The sequence below is a fragment of the Nocardia xishanensis NBRC 101358 genome, from assembly GCF_001613365.1.
Taxonomy (GTDB): Bacteria; Actinomycetota; Actinomycetes; order Mycobacteriales; family Mycobacteriaceae; genus Nocardia; species Nocardia xishanensis.
On sequence record NZ_BDCF01000044.1, the window covers coordinates 38,610 to 57,087 of the forward strand.

Genomic DNA, 18,478 nt, shown 5'->3' on the forward strand with positions numbered 1-18,478 from the left:
CAACTATTCCAGGTATTCGCGCAGCATGCCGCAACCGGCTCCGGTATCACGGGAATTCGTGCCGTATCGACAACGGTTTCTCAGGTCACGATGCGGACCGCGTACGGCATGATGCCGCTCTCGCGGACCGGGGACACCTTCACCACGTCGCCGGACTCCGGCGCCTCCACCATCTTTCCGTCGCCCAGATACAGCGCCACGTGCTGACTGCCGTTCGGGCCCCAGAACAGCATGTCGCCGCGGGCGCGCTCGTTCATGGGAACGCGGGTGCCCGCGTTGTACTGATAGCCGCTGTAGTGCGGCAGCGAGACGCCGATTCCTGCGAACGCGTAGATCATCAGCCCCGAGCAGTCGAAGCCGACTTTGCCGAAATCGCCGTGGCTGTCGGCGACGCCGCCGTCGCGAATGCCGAGCGTCGGCCCGTCCTCGTCGCCGCCGCCCCAGGCGTACTGCACGCCGAGCTGCGAAAGCGCCCGGTCCACCACGATTTCCACCGCCTGCGAGCCGTGCACGGACGGCCCGCTCGGCCGCGGCCTGCTCTGCCTGGGCCCGGGCGCGCTCTCGAGCTGGGTGTGCGGCCGTCGGCCGTTGCCCGCCTGGGCGGCCCGGTCGCGCGCGGCTTGGTCGACGGCGGCGCGGGCGGCGGCGGCTTCGGCGGCGGCGCGGATCACGGCCTCCTCGGCGCGGCGCCTTTCGTCCCAGACCAGGAAGGCGTCCCGTTGGCTCTGCAGCCCGGCGACGTTGGCGCGGGCGATGTCGAGCCTGCCCTGTGCGGCATCGCGCTCGCGCAACAGATCGTCGCGCCGCACGGTCTGCTGATCGAGTTCGGCCTTGGCCGCGGAGACCGCGTGCTCGGCCTCGATCTTCTTCTGCTCGGCCAGCGCCGCGGCCGCGTCGGCCTCCGATTTGGCTTGGCGCGCACTGGAGTTCCTGTTGCCCTGTTCGATCTGGGCGCGGCGCAATCCGTCCAGCACCTGCTGCTGGTTCTTCGTCACCAGGCCGAGCAGCTGCGACCGGTCGATCGCGCCGCCGGGGCTCGAGGCCGACAGATAGGTGACCATCGAGCCGCCCGCGGGCCGGGTGTAGGCCTGGGTGGCGAATTCGTCGAAGTTCCGCCGCGCCTGCGCGACCTCGGTCCCGGCCTCGGAGAGGTCGGTCTGGGTCTGCACGACGACGGCCGCGGCCGCGTCGGCGGCGTCACGCGCGTTCTGCAGGTCGACCAGCGCCTTGTTGACTTCCTCGCGCTTGCGCGCCACCGCGTCGTCGAGTTCCTGCAGTTGCTGGTTCACCGCGCCGACCTGGTTGATGAGTGCGCCGACCTCGGTGACGCCCGCGTCGACGCGCGCGCCGGCATCGGCGATCTCACTGTCGCTCGGATTGGGCGGTGCGGGTGGCACTGCGGCGGTCGGTCCCGCGGTCATGGCCAGGACGGCGGAGACCAGCAACCCAAGAGCGACCGATAGTCGGCGGCACCGACCGGTCGGACCCCTTTTGTGCATCGCACCTCCCAAGGACTCGAATGCGGCTTCGCCTCACGAGCCCCGACCGCACCATTCAGCTCAGTGGTCGGCGGGTAGCCCTCGACTACACAGTTTTCCCATCAGTAACTACATGAACCGTACGGCACTTCTTTCACTAAAAGAACTCCAGCAACATAAACACACGCGCGAAATTTTCGCATTGCCCAGAATTAGCCGGAGATCCGATCGGAGCTTGGGAGTTGAACAGACCGATCGTCAGGAAAAGCGCCGGAAGGCAAACCGCTTATCGAATGGGAGCGCCGAGCTCATCGCGCTCGGCGACGGTCGCGGCCGCGGATTCGCCCGCAGCGCGCCGCGATTTCACCCAGTAGAGTCCGGCGATGGTGATCGCGGTGACCGCCAGCAACACACTGGTGATCGCGGTCCACGACACGCTCTCCGGCTCCTCGAGGTGGCCGACGAAGTCACGGGCCGCCTCGACCGAGTTACCCTGCTTGCCCTTGGCCGCGTCCTCGGCCCACTCCAGCCTCACGCGGCTGATGGAATCGCTGTAGGTGCCGACCCAGTCGTCGCTGAGCACCACCACGGTGCCGTGCTGGACCTTGCCGATCTCGGTGGCCAGGTCCCGTAGATTGGAGTCGTGGCCTGGATTGCCGGGGATGACCACGATGCTGAGCGGGATCCCGTGCGATCGCGCTTCCATCACGATCGCCTCGAGGCCCGACTGATCCTTCCCCTTCGGCGTCGCCACGTGATTGTCGGCGACGTCGGCCTTGATGGTCCGCAACGCGCTGTCGTTGATGGTGGGCGGCAATTCCGCGGCCATGGGGGAGAACACCGAGGTGTACGAGGGGGCCATCTTCCATCCGGTCTGTCGATCCGCGTCAGCGGGCGCTGCGACGGACATCCAACACTGCAGGGTGAGCTACTAGTACCCCGACTAGCTCGAAAGCACAGTACGCGACGGGATGTTCGTCCACCGCCACCCGTCACACCGAACGGCCCCCGCGCAGTTCACAGGACAAGCGTACTGTTAGAGTCGTGGCGCGAGGAACCGGCGCTACCCCAGGCGCAGGAGCCCCTCCAAAGACTCGAGTCGCCGGCACAGCCCCGCCGGCGGCCAACCCTCACAGACGAGTGGAGCTGACGTGACGACAAGTATCGATACTTTCGGCGCCAAGGGCACCCTCGAGGTCGGAAGCAACTCCTACGAGATCTTCCGTCTCTCGACCGTGCCGGGCACCGAGAAACTCCCCTACGCACTGAAGGTCCTCGCGGAGAACCTGCTTCGCACCGAGGACGGCGCCAACATCACCGCCGACCACATCCGCGCCATCGCGAACTGGGATCCGTCGGCCGAGCCCGACACCGAGATCCAGTTCACCCCGGCCCGCGTGATCATGCAGGACTTCACCGGCGTGCCCTGTGTCGTCGACCTCGCCACCATGCGTGAGGCCGTCACCGCCCTCGGTGGCGACCCGAACAAGGTCAACCCGCTCTCCCCCGCCGATATGGTCATCGACCACTCGGTCATCCTCGACGTCTTCGGCCGCGCCGACGCACTCGAGCGCAACGTCGAGCTCGAGTACGAGCGCAACGGCGAGCGCTACCAGTTCCTGCGCTGGGGCCAGGGCGCCTTCGACGACTTCCGCGTCGTCCCGCCGGGCATGGGCATCGTGCACCAGGTCAACATCGAGTACCTGGCGCCCACCGTCATGGTCCGCAACGGCCAGGCCTACCCCGACACCTGCGTCGGCACCGACTCGCACACCACCATGGTCAACGGCCTCGGCGTGCTCGGCTGGGGCGTCGGCGGCATCGAGGCCGAGGCCGCCATGCTCGGCCAGCCGGTCTCCATGCTCATCCCGCGCGTCGTCGGCTTCAAGCTGACCGGCGAGATCCAGCCCGGCGTGACCGCCACCGACGTCGTGCTCACCGTCACCGACATGCTGCGCAAGCACGGTGTGGTCGGCAAGTTCGTCGAGTTCTACGGCAAGGGCGTCGCCGAGGTGCCGCTGGCCAACCGCGCCACCCTTGGCAACATGAGCCCCGAATTCGGCTCCACCGCAGCGATCTTCCCGATCGACGCGGAGACCATCAACTACCTGCGCCTCACCGGCCGCACCGACGAGCAGCTCGCGCTCGTCGAGGCGTACGCCAAGGAGCAGGGCATGTGGCACGACCCCGACCACGAGCCCGCCTACTCGGAGTACCTGGAGCTCGACCTGAGCACCGTGGTGCCGTCCATCGCGGGCCCGAAGCGCCCGCAGGACCGAATCCTGCTGTCGGAGAGCAAGATCGCCTTCCGCAAGGACATCTGCAACTACGTCACCGAAGGTGACAGCGCGCCGCACTCCCAGCTGGACGAGGCCGTCGAGGAGTCCTTCCCGGCCAGCGATCCGGCCGTGCTGTCCTTCGCCGAGGACGACGCCGTGCTGCCGACCGCCGCCAACGGCTCCGAAGGCCGCCCGACCAAGCCGATCAAGGTCTCCGATCCCGAGCGCGGCGACTTCGTGCTCGATCACGGCGCCGTCGTCGTCGCGGGTATCACCTCCTGCACCAACACCTCCAACCCGTCGGTCATGCTGGGCGCCGCCCTGCTGGCCCGCAACGCGGTGGAGAAGGGCCTGTCCTCCAAGCCGTGGGTCAAGACCAACATGGCCCCCGGCTCGCAGGTCGTCGCCGACTACTACGAGAAGGCCGGCCTGTGGCCGTACCTGGAGAAGCTCGGCTTCTACGTGGGTGGCTTCGGCTGCACCACCTGCATCGGCAACACCGGCCCGCTGCCGGAGGAGATCTCCAAGGCGATCAACGACAACGACCTCTCGGTCACCGCGGTGCTCTCCGGCAACCGCAACTTCGAGGGTCGCATCTCGCCCGACGTGAAGATGAACTACCTGGCCTCGCCGCCGCTGGTCATCGCCTACGCGCTCGCGGGCACGATGGACTTCGACTTCGAGACCGACTCGCTTGGCAAGGACACCGAGGGCAACGACGTCTACCTGCGCGACATCTGGCCGTCCCCGCAGGAGATCGACGACACCATCAAGTCGGCGATCAACCGTGACATGTTCACCAAGTCCTACGCCGACGTCTTCAAGGGCGACGAGCGCTGGCAGAACCTGTCCACCCCCGAGGGCGACACCTTCGCGTGGGACGAGAACTCGACCTACGTCCGCAAGGCGCCGTACTTCGATGGCATGGCGCTCGAGCCGTCGCCGGTCACCGACATCAAGGGCGCTCGCGTCCTCGCGCTGCTGGGCGACTCGGTCACCACCGACCACATCAGCCCGGCCGGCCCGATCAAGCCCGGCACCCCGGCCGCGCAGTACCTGGACTCGCACGGCGTGGAGCGCAAGGATTACAACTCCCTCGGCTCGCGTCGCGGTAACCACGAGGTGATGATCCGCGGCACCTTCGCCAACATCCGGCTGCGCAACCAGCTCCTCGACGACGTCTCGGGCGGTTACACCCGTGACTTCACCCAGGAGGGCGGCCCGCAGGCCTTCATCTACGACGCCTCGCAGAACTACCAGGCCGCGGGCATCCCGCTGGTCGTGCTGGGCGGCAAGGAGTACGGCTCGGGTTCCTCGCGCGACTGGGCGGCCAAGGGCACCCGCCTGCTCGGCGTGAAGGCGGTCATCACCGAGTCCTTCGAGCGCATCCACCGCTCGAACCTGATCGGTATGGGCGTCATCCCGCTGCAGTTCCCGGCCGGTGAGAGCGCGAAGTCGCTGGGCCTCGACGGCACCGAGACCTTCGACATCGATGGCATCACCAAGCTGAACGAGGGTGTGACTCCGAAGACCTTGAAGGTGACCGCCACCAAGGAAAGCGGTGAGAAGATCACCTTCGACGCGGTGGTCCGGATCGACACCCCCGGTGAGGCCGACTACTACCGCAACGGCGGCATCCTGCAGTACGTGCTGCGCAACATGATTCGCGGCTGACGGCTCGACTGTCGCCCGCGCGGAGGGTCCGCGCATCGCTTCGGTGATGCGCGGACCTCTCCGCATCCCGCCGCGCCACCCGCTTCGGAGGAGCTACGCCATGCCCAAGGTCAGTGATGACCACCTCGCCGCCCGGCGCAGTCAGATTCTCGACGGGGCGCGGCGCTGCTTTGCCGAATACGGATACGACGGCGCTACCGTGCGCCGCCTCGAGGAGGCCATCGGCCTGTCCCGCGGCGCCATCTTCCACCACTTCCGCGACAAGGACGCGCTGTTCCTCGCGCTGGCGCAGGAGGACGCCGAGCGGATGGCCGACGTCGCGGCCAATCAGGGCATCGTGCAAGTGATGCGCGATATGCTCGCCCACCCCGAGCAATTCAATTGGCTCGGCACCCGTTTGGAGATCGCGCGGCGGCTGCGCACCGATCCCGAGTTCCGCGCGGGCTGGACCCAGCGCTCGGCCGATCTGACCGCGGCCACTCTTGCCCGCCTCGAGCGTCGCAAGGCCGCGGGCGCGCTGCGCGACGACGTCCCCACCGACGTCCTGCTCGGCTATCTCGACCTGGTCCTCGACGGCCTCATCGCCAGGATCGCCTCCGGCCACACCAACGAGAACCTCTCCGCCGTCCTCGATCTCGTCGAAGCCTCGGTACGCCGCAAGGACTGACCCGCCTCAGTACGTGGCGTTCAGGTAGTCGGCGGCGTGCGTCGTCCAGAGGACGTTCGTGCCGGGCATGTTGTGACCGGAGTAGAGAACGTGCTGGCCGTCCGGCCACGGGGTGAGGTACCCGATGACGCCGTGCATCGCCCTGGTGTAGCGGTCCAGGTTCGCCAGCGGGTTCTGTAACAGGAAGCGCAGCAGTTCGTCGAAGATCAGCGGGGTCACGTTCCCGAAGCGAGCGCCCTCGACGAACGAGAACGGTGAGATGCCTACATCGATCACGCGCAGCGGGGAGTCCGCGGGCGAGGACGTGATGATGTCACCGGGATTGGCGTATTCCTTGACGTCGAGGCTCGGCCACGCGCCGCGCTGGCCGTGCAGCCCGTAGGTGGACGGCGGGCACAGGTTGCCCACGGACTGACCCGCTTTGCGCAGCGGGTTGGCGATGTTCACCACGAACGCGATCTCCAGCGGCGAGCCGTCGACATTGCGGTACTCGCCCGACCTGACGCCCTCCAGTATGCGGCTCGCGCAGATCCCGCCCAGCGAATAGCTCAGCAGCCCACACACATTGGGCGAATCCTGAATCGCGCGCACGCCGGCCGCGATGCCGAGCCGGACCGAGGTCTCCAGCGAGGGACCCCACACCTCCGGCGCCGGGCCGACCGACGCCGGCCAGTCCGGCTCGAACGCGGTGAACTTCTCCGGATCGAGCAGTTTGGTGACGTCGCGCAGCATGCCCGCGGGTGCGCCGTCCGCGTTCCGGGGCTCGCCGGTGCCCCGGAGGGTGATGATGTCGATCATCGGTACTCCTTGCCCGCCTGGAATTCTGGAGTCAGAGCCACACGGTAGGTCCGCGCGGCGCGGCGCACACGAGTAGTGCACTACTCGATTTCGCGCGATGGTCTTTCCGACGCGCCCGGCGAATGTCAGTCCTGGCCTTCGAGACTGGCGAGCAGGCGCCGCGCGATGCGGTCCAGATCCTTTCGGTCCTGCGCGGAAAGCACCGAGAGGATGCGGGTCTCGTTGCGCGTGTGCGCGGTGACCACGGTGTCGACGAGCTCCTTACCCTCGTCGGTCAGCGCGACACGAACGGCGCGCCGGTCGGACGCGTCGGCGAGACGGCGCACCAGACCCGCCGATTCCAGCCGGTCGAGGCGTCCGGTCATGCCCGCGCGGGACAGCATCAGGGTGTCGGCGAGCACGGACGGGTTCAACTCGAAGGGCGCGCCCGAACGGCGAAGGGCGGCAAGCACGTCGAACTCGCCGCGCTGCAAGCCGTGCGCGGTGAACACCGCCTCGATCGCGTGCTGCGCCACGATCGTCAGCCGCCCGAGCCGTCCGATGATCGCCATTGCCTCCAGGTCGAGATCGGGGCGCTCGCGCCCCCACTGCTCGGCGATCGCGTCGACGGGATCCATTCTCGCTTCGGTCATGGACAGAATTCTATTCGCTGGGATATAGTTCGGTAGCGAATTATCAATCACCGAACTACTGGAGCAGACATGACCAGCGCCCTCCCCCACCGCGACGCCGCCATCCGTCAGCCGCACGAGGCGGAGAACCTCGGCACCGACAGCGTGCGCATGCGCCTCTTGATCGACGCGAACGAGACCGGCGGGTCGGTCAGCAGCCTGGAGGTCACCATGGACCGCGGCGCCGACGGGGCCGCGCCGCACTACCACACCAAGTCCGACGAGCTGTTCTACGTGACAGAAGGCGAAGTCCAGGTGCTGGCGGGCGACAAGATCGTCACCGTCGGCGCCGGCGGCGCGCTCGTGGTTCCCAAGCTCATGCCGCACGCGTTCGGCGCGTCACCGGAGAGCTCCGCGCGGCTGCTGATCGCGCTCATGCCCGGCGTCGAACGTTTCGAGTACTTCCGTCTGCTCGACCGCCTCGGCAAGGGCGAATCGACCCTCGCCGATCTGGCCGCCTCGCAGGAGGAGTTCGACAACCACTTCGTCGACGCGCCGCAATGGTGGGCCGAGCGCACCGCCAACCGGCGGTAATGCATTGGCGCACAAAACTGTGACGCAAAACTTCCGCGCGCACGGGAACATCCGCGGGACGCGACGGGTTCGCCCTGGCATGACCTTTTCCGTCTCAGTCGTCGTCCGCGGATACGAACTCGACGTCCAAGGCCACCTGAATCAGGCGGTATACCTGCAGTACGCCGAGCATGCCCGCTGGGAGCTGCTGCGCGCCGCCGGGATCGCCCAGGAAAAGCTCATCGCGGCAGGCATCGGCCCGGTGGTCCTGGAGAACACGATCAAGTACTTCCGCGAACTGCGCGGCGGCGACGAGGTGACGATCAGCTGCGAATTCGAGTGGGCGGCGGGCAAGATCTTCCGTATGCACCAGCAGATCCGCAAGCTCGACGGCACCCTCTCGGCCGAGGTCTCGGTGACCGGCGGCGTGCTCGATCTGACCGAGCGCAAGCTGGTCGCCGAGCCTGCCGAACGTTTCCGAGCCCTCGCCGAGCGACCGGATCTGCTCGGCCTGTAGCGTCGCGGCGCGGGCGGCATGGCCGCCAATCTTGGGCAATGCTCGTCCGCTACCCCCAGATGGAATTAGCTGAAAGATTGCGGTAGGCCCATTTTCGGACTGTCGAAAATCTTTCGGCGCTAGCGGCTTCCGCGTCCGGATCCGGTTTGCCAACGGCCGTGAAATCTTTCGATCCGGGCCGGGGCAGCCCCCTCCCGCGTTATGATTCGGTTCACGCTCGGGGGTCCTGGCAAATCGCGAGCAGATCGGAGAGCAGACCATGGCCGACGCAATCCACCGCCCCGGTGTCACGTCGACGGAAGACCGCGTACCCGCGCTGCAGGGCCGTTTGGTGGCCGAGTCGGAACGCGAGATCACCGTCCGCGTCGCCGAGGGCACGTGGACCTTCCGCCGTGACGATGTGCTCCGCATGCTCGACAACGCCGCCGACGACCACGCGGGCGACGGCAGGCCGGTGCTGGTGGACATCCGCCCCGGCGCCACCGCCGACTTCACCCGCAGGCTGCGCATCGATCTCGTCGACCGCCCGATGACCATCGCCGCGGCGCCCTCGGAAGCGCTGGGCGACGAACTGCTGCAACAACTCACGGCCACCTGGGCGGATCGGTTACGGCTGGTGGACTACCCGGCGGGCAGCGGCGCGACCTATACCTATTGCCAGACGAAATCGTTCGCGACCAGTGACGACGGCATCAACTGCGACAGTCTCGACTGAGCGGACCTGCCCATGGTGAGCCGTCTCCCAGGCTCGGTCCTGATCGTGTCCGAATCCGATGATCTGCACGCCACCGCGATGGCGGCGACATTGCGAGAACACCACGGGCTCAGTCCGATACACCTCGACCTACGCGACTTCCCGCGCGAGTCAGGCAGTTTCCGGCTGGACCGGCTCGGTACGACGCGCTCGCTCTCGCACGTGATCGGGCTCGACACCGTCCGCTCGGTGTGGTGGCGTCGACCGCACCCGTGCCGGGTGCCCGGCGGGGTGCGCGCCTCCGACGACGCCTACCGCCAAGCCGAGTGCGACGGCTTCATCCAGGGCCTGCTGTGGTCGATCCCGGCGTTCTGGATCAACGATCCGGGCGCCGACCGCACCGCGGCCCGCAAGATCGTCCAGCTCGAGACGGCACAGCGCGCCGGATTCGCGATACCGGAGACGCTGATCACCAACGATCCCGACGAGGCCCGCAGCTTCGCCGAATCACGGCCGGGCCCAGTGGTTTACAAGCGCACCGGCACAGGGCGCGCGGAGTTCGCCGAGACCAGGGTCATCACGGCGGCCGACTTCGGCAAGCTGGCGGGCATCCGATCGGCGCCGACGACGTTCCAGGACTACATCCAGGCCGAGTGCGATCTGCGCGTGGTGTGGGTGGACGGCATCGCGTGGACGGTGCGCATCGATTCCCAGGCCGGCGTCGGCCGGGTCGATTCGCGGCTGGACACCTCCGTCGACTTCGCCCGCGACCAGCTGCCCGCCTCGGTGAGCAAATCCCTGGCCACGCTCATGGGCGCGCTGGGCCTGAGCTTCGGCGTGCTCGACCTGCGCCTCGGGCTGGACGGCGAGTACTACTTCCTCGAGGTCAACCCGCAGGGTCAGTTCGCCTACCTGGAGATCAAGACCGGCCTGCCGATCTTCCGCAGCCTGTCCAACCTGCTCGTGCACAGCGACGGCATGGTCCCCGGGTACTGAACGAGGCTCGGCCGACGTCCCGCGATCTCGCGCCGGACCGGGTTCGTCCCGCCGCGCGCCGTCACGGCATCCCGAACGGTGCGGACATCACGAATTCCTCGCGGTGGCTGCGAAAGATGCTGCGCAGCCACCGGTTTCGGACCGGCGCGGACGCTACTTGGCCGCGCCCTTACGGCGGTTGGCTCCACCGCGGCTGCGGAGCTGCACGTGCGACTCCACCAGCACATTGTGGATGAAGCCGTACGAGCGCCCCGTCGACCGCGCCAGCGAGCGGATGCTGGCGCCCGCCTCGTATTGCTTCTTCAGCTGCGATTGCAGACGGTCACGCGATTTCCCCGTGACGCGTGTGCCCTTACCCAAAACGGCCTTGCTTTGTGTGGCCCTGTCGCTCATGGCTTCCTCCGAGTCGCCGAGCAGCGCGTCTTTCCAGGCTAAGCACTGAGCAGTCCGTGATCAACGGGTTCGTGTGATGAAACTCACGCAAGCTGAATAAGTTCCAAATATTCCGCGGACCAGTGGTCTTCGGTGCCGTCGGGGAGGAGAATGACCCGCTCCGGGGACAGCGCCTCGGCCGCGCCGGGATCGTGGGTGACCAACACGACGGCCCCCGCGTAGGTGCGCAGGGCGTCGAGCACCTGCTCGCGGGAGACCGGGTCCAGGTTGTTGGTCGGCTCGTCGAGCAGCAGCACATTGGCCGCCGAGGACACCAGCCCGGCCAGCGCGAGACGGGTTTTCTCACCACCGGACAGGGTGCCCGCGGGCTGGTCGAGCTGCGGACCGGTGAACATGAACGCGCCGAGCAGGCCGCGCAGGTCCTGCTCACCCGCGTCCGGCGCCGCGTGCCGGATGTTCTCCCAGACCGTGGCGTCGTCGTCGAGGGTGTCGTGCTCCTGGGCGAAGTAGCCGATCTTCAGGCCGTGCCCCGGCACCAGCCCGCCCGCCGTCGGCTGTTCCACCCCGGCCAGCAGGCGCAGCAGCGTGGTCTTGCCCGCGCCGTTGAGGCCGAGCACCACGACCCGGCTGCCACGATCGATCGCCAAGTCGACGCCGGTGAAGATCTCCAGCGAGCCGTACATCTTGGTCAGGTTCTCGGCCATCAGGGGAGTCTTGCCGCACGCGGCGGGCTCGGGGAACTTGATCCTGGCCACCTTGTCGGCGACCCGCACGTCGTCCAGCTCGTCGAGCAACCGCTCCGCGCGCTTGACCATGTTCTGCGCCGCAACGGCTTTCGTCGCCTTGGCGCCCAGCTTGGCGGCCTGCGCCTTGAGCGCGGAAGCCTTCTTCTCGGCGTTGGCGCGCTCACGGCGGCGGCGCTGTTCGTCGGTGGCGCGAGCGTCGAGGTACTTCTTCCAGCCCATGTTGTAGACGTCGGCCTCGCCGCGCACGGCATCGAGGAACCACACCTTGTTGACCACCGCGTCGAGCAGCTCGACGTCGTGACTGATCACGATCAGGCCGCCGTCGTGGCTCTGCAGGAACCCGCGCAGCCAGGTGATCGAGTCGGCGTCGAGGTGGTTGGTCGGCTCGTCGAGCAGCAGGATGCGGTCCGAGCGCCCGCCACTGCCGTCGGAGGCGGAGAACAGGATGCGCGCCAATTCGATTCGGCGGCGCTGACCGCCGGAGAGGGTGCGCAGCGGCTGGCCGAGCACCCGGTCGGGCAGGCCGAGGCTGTGGCAGATGCGCGCGGCCTCGCTCTCGGCGACGTAACCGCCCAGCGCCGAGAACCGCTCCTCGAGCCTGCCGTACTTGCGGACCGCTTTCTCGCGCTCCTTCTCGTCGGCCACCTCGGCCATCAGCGCCTGCTGCTTCTCCATGTCCCGGATCAGCGTGTCCAGACCGCGGGCCGAGAGCACCCGGTCGCGCGCGAGCACGTCCAGGTTTCCTTCCTTCGGATCCTGCGGCAGATAACCGATCTCGCTGGAGCGCAGGATCTTTCCCGCGTACGGCTCGCCCTCGCCCGCCAGGATGCGCAGCGTGGTTGTCTTGCCCGCGCCGTTGCGCCCGACCAGTCCGATGCGGTCACCGGCCTGTACCCGCAGCGCGGGACCGGGCGCCGACAGCAGGGTGCGGACTCCGGCCCGGACCTCGAGGTCGGTCGCGGTGATCACAGATGGGCTCCTCACGGATGGCGTTGCTGGACTGGTACGGCGGGGCCGGGCTCGCTGCCCGATTGTGCGCCCCGAAACGCACGAGAACCACCGATTTTACCCGGGCCCGGATGCAGCCACGCACCAGAGGAAGCCGGTGTGACCGCGATAACTGCCGTTCGCCCGGCTTCGGTAGCGTTCGGTGCCATGAGTACCGATCTGTTGGGCAAGAGCGCGCTGGTCAGCGGGGCCAGCCGGGGCATCGGCAAGGCGGTGGCGGCCGAGCTGCTGCGCCGCGGCGCGAACGTGGTGATCACCGCGCGGAAACCCGAACCGCTGGAGGAGGCCGCCGCCGAGCTGCGCGCGCTCGGCCACCAGGGCGAGGTCGTCGCGCTGGCGGGCAACTCCGGCGACCCGGACAGCCGCGCGGCCGCGGTCGGGCGCGCCGTCTCGGAATTCGGTTCGATCGACATCCTGGTCAACAACACCGGCATCAACCCGATCTACGGCGCGCTGATGGACGCCGACCTGGACGCCGTGCGCAAGATCTTCGACGTGAACGTGGTCGCCGCGCTCGGGTACATCCAGGAGGCGTACAAGGCGTGGATGGGCGAGCACGGCGGTGCGATCGTGAACGTCGCGAGCGTCGCGGGCATCAGGTCCAGCGGCGTGATCGCCGCCTACGGCGCCTCCAAGGCCGCGCTCATCCACCTCACCGGCGAGCTGGCCTGGCAGCTGGGCCCGAAGATCCGGGTGAACGCGGTGGCGCCGGGCGTGGTCAAGACCAAGTTCGCCGATGCGCTCTACTCCGCGGACGAGGAGCGGGCGGCGGCGGTGTACCCGATGAAGCGGCTCGGCGTGCCGGAGGACGTCGCGCGGCTGATCGCGTTCCTGGTGTCGGACGAGGCCGCGTGGATCACCGGCGAGACCGTGCGGGTCGACGGCGGACTGCTCTCCACCGGAGGCATCTGAGCCGGACATCGGGCCGGAACCAGTTCGGCGGGACCGAGTCGACGGGAGGGCAGCAACCGATGCGCCGAGCCGTGATCGCGCCGTGCCGCCGTCCGGCGCCGCCGCCGTGACGGCCGACGTCGTCGTCTGCGGTCTCGGCCCGGCCGGACGCGCGCTGGCGCACCGGTGCCTGAGCAGAGGGATGTCCGTGGTCGCGGTCGATCCGTCGCCGTCGCGACGATGGACCGCGACCTACGCGGCCTGGGCCGACGAACTGCCGGAGTGGCTGAATCCCACGCTCGTCGCGGCGGCGACCGTGGCACGCCCCACGGCCTGGGGCACCCGGCGGCACGAGCTGGATCGGCCCTACGTCGTCCTCGACAACGAGCGGCTGCGCGACTCGCTCGCGTTGGCCGGAGCCGAGATCGTCACCGATCGCGCCGTACGGCTCGATCGGAACGCTGTGACGCTGGCCTCGGGTCGGGTGCTGACCGCAGGCCGGGTGATCGATGCGCGCGGCATCGCCCGCTCCCCCGCCCGTGCCGAGCAGACCGCCTACGGTGTGGTCGTCGACGCGAGCACGGCGGCTGGGATCGAACCGATGTTCATGGATTGGCGCGCCGACAACGGCGCGGATCCGGTCGCGCCGCGCTCGTTCCTGTACGCGGTGCCGCTCGGCGGCGGCGCGCTGCTGCTCGAGGAGACCTGCCTGGCCGGGCGGCCCGCCCTCGACATCGGCGAACTGCGCACCCGGCTGCGGCACCGGTTGCGGGCGCGCGGTATCGCGCTCGACGGCGACGAGCCCGTCGAGCGGGTGCGCTTTCCGGTGCAGGGCGGCCGTCCCGGTCGGCGCTCGTTCGGTGCGGCGGGCGGATTCACCCATCCCGCAACGGGTTACAGTGTGGCGGCCGCGCTCGACGCCGCCGACACGGTCGCCGCGGGAGGCAATGCGTGGCCGCCGTCCGCCCGCGCCGTAAGCGCCTTGCGCGCGGCCGGGCTGCGCGCACTGCTCGCGCTGCCGCCCGCCGACGTCCCCGGGTTCTTCGACGCGTTCTTCGCCCTGCCCGCGCCCCTGCAGCGCGCCTACCTCTCGGGTCGCACCGACCTCGGCGGGACCATCGCCGCGATGCGCGCGCTTTTCACCGCGCTTCCGGCCGGCACGCGAGTGCGAATCGCCGCCGCGACCTCGGGGATCCCGGTTCGCTCGCGCGGGCCGGGTGGTTCGGCCATCATGGAGTGATGGCACGAGCTATCTGGAAGGGCTCGATTGCATTCGGGCTGGTAAACGTCCCGGTCAAGGTGTATACCGCCACCGAGGACCACGACATCAAATTCCACCAGGTGCACGCCAAGGACGGCGGCCGGATCAAATACCAGCGCGTCTGCACCGTCGACGGCAAGCCGGTGGACTACGTCGATATCGCCAAGGCGTACGAATCCCCGGACGGGGACACGGTGATCCTCTCCGACGAGGATTTCGCCCGCCTGCCCGCCGCCGAGAAGCACGAGATCCCGGTGTTGCAGTTCGTGCCGTCCGAGCAGATCGACCCGATCCTGTTCGACAAGAGCTACTACCTCGAGCCGGACTCCAACACGCCGAAGGCATACGTGCTGCTGGCGACCACGCTGGAGCGCATCGATCGGACCGCGCTGGTCCACTTCACGCTGCGCCAGAAGACCCGCCTTGCCGCGCTGCGAGTGCGCGAGGGCATGCTGGTGCTCCAGACACTGCTGTGGCCCGACGAAGTGCGCGCCGTAGAGTTCGAATCGCTGGAGGACGCGTCCGAACCGCGGCCGCAGGAGATCAAGATGGCCGAGACGCTCGTCGAATCCATGTCCGACGATTTCGACCCGAGCCAGTTCACCGACGACTACCAGGCCGAACTGCAGAAGATGCTCGACGAGGCGATCGCGAGCGGCAGCGACCGGGTGACCGCCAAGCCCGAGCCCGTCGCCGCCGAGATGGACGCCGAGGTGGTCGATCTGGTCGCCGCGCTGCAGCGCAGCCTGGAGGCCAGCGGCAGGCGCGCGGCAGGCTCCGGCGGCGCGGCGAAGAAGACCGCGGAGAAGGCCGCGCCCGCGAAGAAGACCGCGAAGGCCGCCAAGACGACCAAGGCGGCGAAGGCCACCAAGAAGACCGCCGAGAAGCCTGCCAAGAAGGCCGCGAAGAAGACGCCCGCGCGGAAAGGCGCATAGCGCGGGCTCGCGCCTCGGGCGGCGACACCGATGACCCGCAGTGGCTTCCATCTCGCCGCGACCCGTCACACTGTTCGTGCCCCCCAATCCCGAAGAGCCGCAAGCGGACGCGGGCGCGGCGCTGCCACCCGTCACACTGGGAAACAAGCGCGATCTCATCCGCCGCGGCCGGCCGGCGGGCGAGGGCCGCGGCGGACGCCGAGCGCCCGGCCACACCCGCGAATCATGCCGGGCGCCCCTATTTTTCGTGGCTTGACTATTAATTGCGGCACAGACTTCTCACAGCCACGTTTCCGATTCTTGCGGTAAGTGTTAACGGATCGGGAACACTCGAAGCCGAATTGTGCGCTGCGGAACAACCGGGTTGTGGAGTCAACCGTTTACGGATAGGGTCACTTCCTATAACCGGTCTCAGGTTCCAAATGCCAAGTGTCGGTGGTTGTTTCGATGCCGATACGGGGCGGGGGCCGGTTCTCTGGTTCATCGGTGAACGGAATCCAGCGGGTTGATGCCGTGTGCTGTCGTGGCATCGGCCGACGGGTCGGTGACGCACGGGGGTGTCTCGAGGATGCTTGCCGCGTCCCGACTCATGCAACCCCCGAGGTGGATGGTGAAAATGAGTGGAACCGCCCGAGTGAAACGCTCGGCAAACATCGAAAATGCGGCGCCGGACGCCGTTTCGGAATGTTCCGCTCCACGTCTCGTCTCGGTGATACCGACGAACGGTCTGCCGCAACGGGTGGTCCACATTCAGATTGTGACGGACAACTTTCTCACCCGCGAGATGTTGTGCGGTTTCCTGAATTCCGAAGAGGATTTCGCGGTGGTCGGCGACGTGTCGTGGACCGAGGCCGGATATCTCGCCGCCGCCGTGCACCCGGACGTGATCGTGCTCGACAACGACGAGATCGGCAGCGCCACCGTGCAGATGGTGCGCGCGCTGACCCGCGCCTGCCCGGCCGCGGCGGTCGTCGTGCTCAGCTCCACGGGCACCGAGACCCTGCTCTACGACATGCTCGACGCGGGCGTGCGGTGCTTCCTGCACAAGAAGATCTCGCGCAGCGAGCTGGTCAGCGCGATCCGCGGGGTCGCCTCGGTGGAGGACCAGATCACCGTCAGCGTGCCGCGTGACTTCCTCACCGGCTCGGCGGCGAATCGGGGCAGGCTCTCGGCGCGCGAGGAGCAGGTGCTGCGCCTGGTGGCCGAGGCGATGACCAATCGCCAGATCGCCAACGCGCTGTCGATCACCGAGGGCACCGTCAAACGGCACCTGCGGAGCATTTTCGACAAGCTGGGCGCCGTCTCCCGAATAGACGCGGTGAATCGGTACCGGGCCCATACGGGACAACAGAATTCCGCATGACGGCGCCGCCGGACGCGGCCCGCCCGAAGTACGCGCGCGGCCGTGGCGTCGGGCGGTTTCGCGCTGACCCGACCGGGCATTCGAGCAGCAACCGGAACTGGTCGCTATCCGTCTACCCGTACACTGGGTCGACCAGAAGTAGCCGCGGACGGGAGGCGGATATGCGTATCGCCGAGTTGAGCAAGGTCTCGGGCGTGCCCGCACCCACTATCAAGTACTACATGCGCGAGGGACTGCTCTTTCCGGGCGAACGTACCAGCCCGAACCAGATGCAGTACGACGATTCCCACGTGCGGCGGCTCAAGCTGGTCCGGGCTCTGATCGAGGTCGGCGGCTTGTCGGTGGCGGCGACGAGGGAAGTATTGGAGAAGATGCGGACGCCGGGCATGACGGTGCTGGAATCCGCAGGCAAGGCGCAGTTCGCGATGTCGCGGCCGCCCGCCGTCGAACCGGACGAGACGCAGCTGGCCGCGGCCGAGCAGGTCCGTGATCTCATCGCACGGCGCGGCTGGCAGGTGCGCGAGACCAATCCGGCCCGCGGCACGCTCGCGGCGGTGCTCGCCACCCTCGGCAAGCTGGGGCAGGAGTACTGGGGCCTGCTCGACGACTACGCCGAACTGGCCGAACGGATCGCGGCCAAGGAAATCGACACGCTGTTGCGCCAGCCGAACGCGGAGAGCTTGGCCGAGGCGCTGGTCGTCTGGACCGCACTCGGCGATGCGATGTTCAGCGCTCTGCGCCGGCTGGCGCACGAGGACGCGGCCTCGGCCTATATCGCGACGCCCTCGCCGACGAGCTGACGCACCTCGGCGTCCACCTCGGCGGTCGCGGTCGCGGCGTCACGGAACTGCACCGCGCGCCAGCCCGCGGCCAGCGCGCCCGCGCAGTTCTGCGGCAGGTCGTCCACCAAAACGCACCGCTGCGGTTCGATGCCCGCGCGCGCGGCCGCCAGCTCGAAGATCTCGGGATCGGGCTTACGGCAGCCGACCTGCGCCGAGTTGACGATCTCCTCGAACAGTTCCTCCGCGACCACCATCCGCCGCCAGTGCGGCTCCCACGCGGGCGGCATGTTGGACAGCATGCCGACGAACAGGCCGGCTTCGCGGTAGCGCCGCAGCGCCTTCTCCCACTGCGCGTTGGCCTTTCGGCCGTCGAACCAGGCCTCGGCGAGGCTGGGGACCTCCGTGTGCACGCCCTGCTCGCGCAGCGCGACGCGCACCAGATCCAGCCATTCGTCCTCGCTGATCAGCGGTGTGTCCAGCGGCAGCATCATGTCCTCGGTGCCGAACGACGCGGTGACTTCCGCGATCGCGCGGCGCAGCGGATCCGGCGCCAATCCCGTCTTCGCGCAGAATGCGGCGAATGTTTCGGCAACCGGCGGCGTGAGAACTCCCCCGAAATCCGACCAAATGGCGATGCGCTCCCGCGCTGTGCTGCTCGTCACAGTTCTTCTCCGCTCTGTGTTGGGCAATTCTTCGGTGCAGCGGGAACTTATCCGGCACACTGCATCGATCGCCATTACACAAAGGTGACAGTTCCTCCGGACTATTCCTTGTGAAAGTTTTCCGTCCGAAAGTGATATGTCTTCCGATCG

18 protein-coding genes are annotated in these 18,478 nt (G+C 68.1%); 11 read left to right on the forward strand and 7 right to left on the reverse strand.

Annotated features, from left to right (window positions below):
* Nucleotides 1-80: 80 nt before the first annotated feature.
* Together NX1_RS26770 and NX1_RS26775 are read right to left on the reverse strand one after the other, a co-directional pair.
* Nucleotides 81-1,499, reverse strand: coding sequence for an NlpC/P60 family protein (locus NX1_RS26770; RefSeq protein ID WP_068064875.1), 1,419 nt, complete (start codon nucleotides 1,497-1,499; stop codon nucleotides 81-83).
* A 265-nt stretch (nucleotides 1,500-1,764) separates the two neighbouring features.
* Entirely contained in the window at nucleotides 1,765-2,340 is a 576-nt protein-coding gene (locus tag NX1_RS26775; protein WP_068064879.1) for an Rv1476 family membrane protein, read from the reverse strand.
* A gap of 289 nt (nucleotides 2,341-2,629) precedes the next feature.
* On the opposite strand from NX1_RS26775, the gene NX1_RS26780 reads away from it, so the two are divergent.
* Complete coding sequence (locus tag NX1_RS26780; RefSeq protein WP_068064882.1) at nucleotides 2,630-5,431, forward strand: aconitate hydratase; 2,802 nt, start codon at nucleotides 2,630-2,632, stop codon at nucleotides 5,429-5,431.
* 100 nt (nucleotides 5,432-5,531) lie between these two features.
* Nucleotides 5,532-6,098, forward strand: a complete 567-nt coding sequence (locus tag NX1_RS26785; protein WP_068064884.1) for a TetR/AcrR family transcriptional regulator — start codon at nucleotides 5,532-5,534, stop codon at nucleotides 6,096-6,098.
* A gap of 6 nt (nucleotides 6,099-6,104) precedes the next feature.
* On the opposite strand, the gene NX1_RS26790 is transcribed toward NX1_RS26785, so the two are convergent.
* Complete coding sequence (locus NX1_RS26790) at nucleotides 6,105-6,896, reverse strand: hypothetical protein (RefSeq protein WP_068064886.1); 792 nt, start codon at nucleotides 6,894-6,896, stop codon at nucleotides 6,105-6,107.
* Nucleotides 6,897-7,021: 125 nt separating this feature from the next.
* Nucleotides 7,022-7,528: a MarR family winged helix-turn-helix transcriptional regulator gene (locus NX1_RS26795; RefSeq protein WP_068064888.1), complete on the reverse strand. Its 507-nt coding sequence runs from the start codon at nucleotides 7,526-7,528 to the stop codon at nucleotides 7,022-7,024.
* A gap of 69 nt (nucleotides 7,529-7,597) precedes the next feature.
* On the opposite strand from NX1_RS26795, the gene NX1_RS26800 reads away from it, so the two are divergent.
* The 4 genes from NX1_RS26800 (at nucleotide 7,598) to NX1_RS26815 (ending at nucleotide 10,287) form a co-directional block, all read left to right on the forward strand.
* Nucleotides 7,598-8,101 (forward strand): cupin domain-containing protein, encoded by a 504-nt coding sequence (locus NX1_RS26800; RefSeq protein WP_068064891.1) that lies wholly within the window; start codon nucleotides 7,598-7,600, stop codon nucleotides 8,099-8,101.
* 79 nt (nucleotides 8,102-8,180) lie between these two features.
* Complete coding sequence (locus NX1_RS26805; protein ID WP_068064896.1) at nucleotides 8,181-8,597, forward strand: acyl-CoA thioesterase; 417 nt, start codon at nucleotides 8,181-8,183, stop codon at nucleotides 8,595-8,597.
* Nucleotides 8,598-8,856: 259 nt separating this feature from the next.
* On the forward strand, nucleotides 8,857-9,312 hold the full coding sequence (locus NX1_RS26810; protein ID WP_068064901.1) for a hypothetical protein: 456 nt from the start codon (nucleotides 8,857-8,859) through the stop codon (nucleotides 9,310-9,312).
* Nucleotides 9,313-9,324: 12 nt separating this feature from the next.
* Complete coding sequence (locus NX1_RS26815) at nucleotides 9,325-10,287, forward strand: MvdC/MvdD family ATP grasp protein (RefSeq protein WP_068064904.1); 963 nt, start codon at nucleotides 9,325-9,327, stop codon at nucleotides 10,285-10,287.
* A gap of 153 nt (nucleotides 10,288-10,440) precedes the next feature.
* Here the strand turns inward: NX1_RS26815 and NX1_RS26820 are convergent, their stop codons facing one another.
* Nucleotides 10,441-10,680: a helix-turn-helix domain-containing protein gene (locus NX1_RS26820; protein WP_068064907.1), complete on the reverse strand. Its 240-nt coding sequence runs from the start codon at nucleotides 10,678-10,680 to the stop codon at nucleotides 10,441-10,443.
* 83 nt (nucleotides 10,681-10,763) lie between these two features.
* On the reverse strand, nucleotides 10,764-12,395 hold the full coding sequence (locus tag NX1_RS26825; protein WP_068064909.1) for an ABC-F family ATP-binding cassette domain-containing protein: 1,632 nt from the start codon (nucleotides 12,393-12,395) through the stop codon (nucleotides 10,764-10,766).
* Between the two features lie 186 nt (nucleotides 12,396-12,581).
* Between NX1_RS26825 and NX1_RS26830 the strand changes: the two genes are divergently transcribed.
* The 5 genes from NX1_RS26830 (at nucleotide 12,582) to NX1_RS26850 (ending at nucleotide 17,684) form a co-directional block, all read left to right on the forward strand.
* On the forward strand, nucleotides 12,582-13,346 hold the full coding sequence (locus NX1_RS26830; RefSeq protein WP_068064911.1) for an SDR family oxidoreductase: 765 nt from the start codon (nucleotides 12,582-12,584) through the stop codon (nucleotides 13,344-13,346).
* A gap of 82 nt (nucleotides 13,347-13,428) precedes the next feature.
* Nucleotides 13,429-14,565 (forward strand): lycopene cyclase family protein, encoded by a 1,137-nt coding sequence (locus NX1_RS26835; protein WP_084501785.1) that lies wholly within the window; start codon nucleotides 13,429-13,431, stop codon nucleotides 14,563-14,565.
* Nucleotides 14,565-15,521, forward strand: coding sequence for a non-homologous end joining protein Ku (ku, locus tag NX1_RS26840; protein WP_068064914.1), 957 nt, complete (start codon nucleotides 14,565-14,567; stop codon nucleotides 15,519-15,521). Before NX1_RS26835 ends, ku begins: the two co-directional genes overlap by 1 nt.
* Nucleotides 15,522-16,278: 757 nt before the next feature.
* Entirely contained in the window at nucleotides 16,279-16,884 is a 606-nt protein-coding gene (locus tag NX1_RS26845) for a LuxR C-terminal-related transcriptional regulator (RefSeq protein ID WP_169812291.1), read from the forward strand.
* A gap of 161 nt (nucleotides 16,885-17,045) precedes the next feature.
* Nucleotides 17,046-17,684, forward strand: a complete 639-nt coding sequence (locus NX1_RS26850) for a MerR family transcriptional regulator (protein ID WP_068064917.1) — start codon at nucleotides 17,046-17,048, stop codon at nucleotides 17,682-17,684.
* Here NX1_RS26850 and NX1_RS26855 read toward each other — a convergent pair.
* A complete protein-coding gene (locus tag NX1_RS26855; RefSeq protein WP_068064921.1) occupies nucleotides 17,654-18,328 on the reverse strand; it encodes an HAD family hydrolase in 675 nt (224 codons plus the stop codon). The genes NX1_RS26850 and NX1_RS26855 overlap by 31 nt on opposite strands.
* Nucleotides 18,329-18,478 lie beyond the last annotated feature (150 nt).

Coding starts and splice junctions, on each gene's coding strand:
- NX1_RS26770 (WP_068064875.1), bottom strand. CDS start 1,499: ATGCACAAAAGGGGTCCGACCGGTCGGTGCCGCCGACTATCGGTCGCT.
- NX1_RS26775 (WP_068064879.1), bottom strand. CDS start 2,340: ATGGCCCCCTCGTACACCTCGGTGTTCTCCCCCATGGCCGCGGAATTG.
- NX1_RS26785 (WP_068064884.1), top strand. CDS start 5,532: ATGCCCAAGGTCAGTGATGACCACCTCGCCGCCCGGCGCAGTCAGATT.
- NX1_RS26790 (WP_068064886.1), bottom strand. CDS start 6,896: ATGATCGACATCATCACCCTCCGGGGCACCGGCGAGCCCCGGAACGCG.
- NX1_RS26795 (WP_068064888.1), bottom strand. CDS start 7,528: ATGACCGAAGCGAGAATGGATCCCGTCGACGCGATCGCCGAGCAGTGG.
- NX1_RS26800 (WP_068064891.1), top strand. CDS start 7,598: ATGACCAGCGCCCTCCCCCACCGCGACGCCGCCATCCGTCAGCCGCAC.
- NX1_RS26805 (WP_068064896.1), top strand. CDS start 8,181: ATGACCTTTTCCGTCTCAGTCGTCGTCCGCGGATACGAACTCGACGTC.
- NX1_RS26810 (WP_068064901.1), top strand. CDS start 8,857: ATGGCCGACGCAATCCACCGCCCCGGTGTCACGTCGACGGAAGACCGC.
- NX1_RS26815 (WP_068064904.1), top strand. CDS start 9,325: ATGGTGAGCCGTCTCCCAGGCTCGGTCCTGATCGTGTCCGAATCCGAT.
- NX1_RS26820 (WP_068064907.1), bottom strand. CDS start 10,680: ATGAGCGACAGGGCCACACAAAGCAAGGCCGTTTTGGGTAAGGGCACA.
- NX1_RS26830 (WP_068064911.1), top strand. CDS start 12,582: ATGAGTACCGATCTGTTGGGCAAGAGCGCGCTGGTCAGCGGGGCCAGC.
- ku (WP_068064914.1), top strand. CDS start 14,565: ATGGCACGAGCTATCTGGAAGGGCTCGATTGCATTCGGGCTGGTAAAC.
- NX1_RS26850 (WP_068064917.1), top strand. CDS start 17,046: ATGCGTATCGCCGAGTTGAGCAAGGTCTCGGGCGTGCCCGCACCCACT.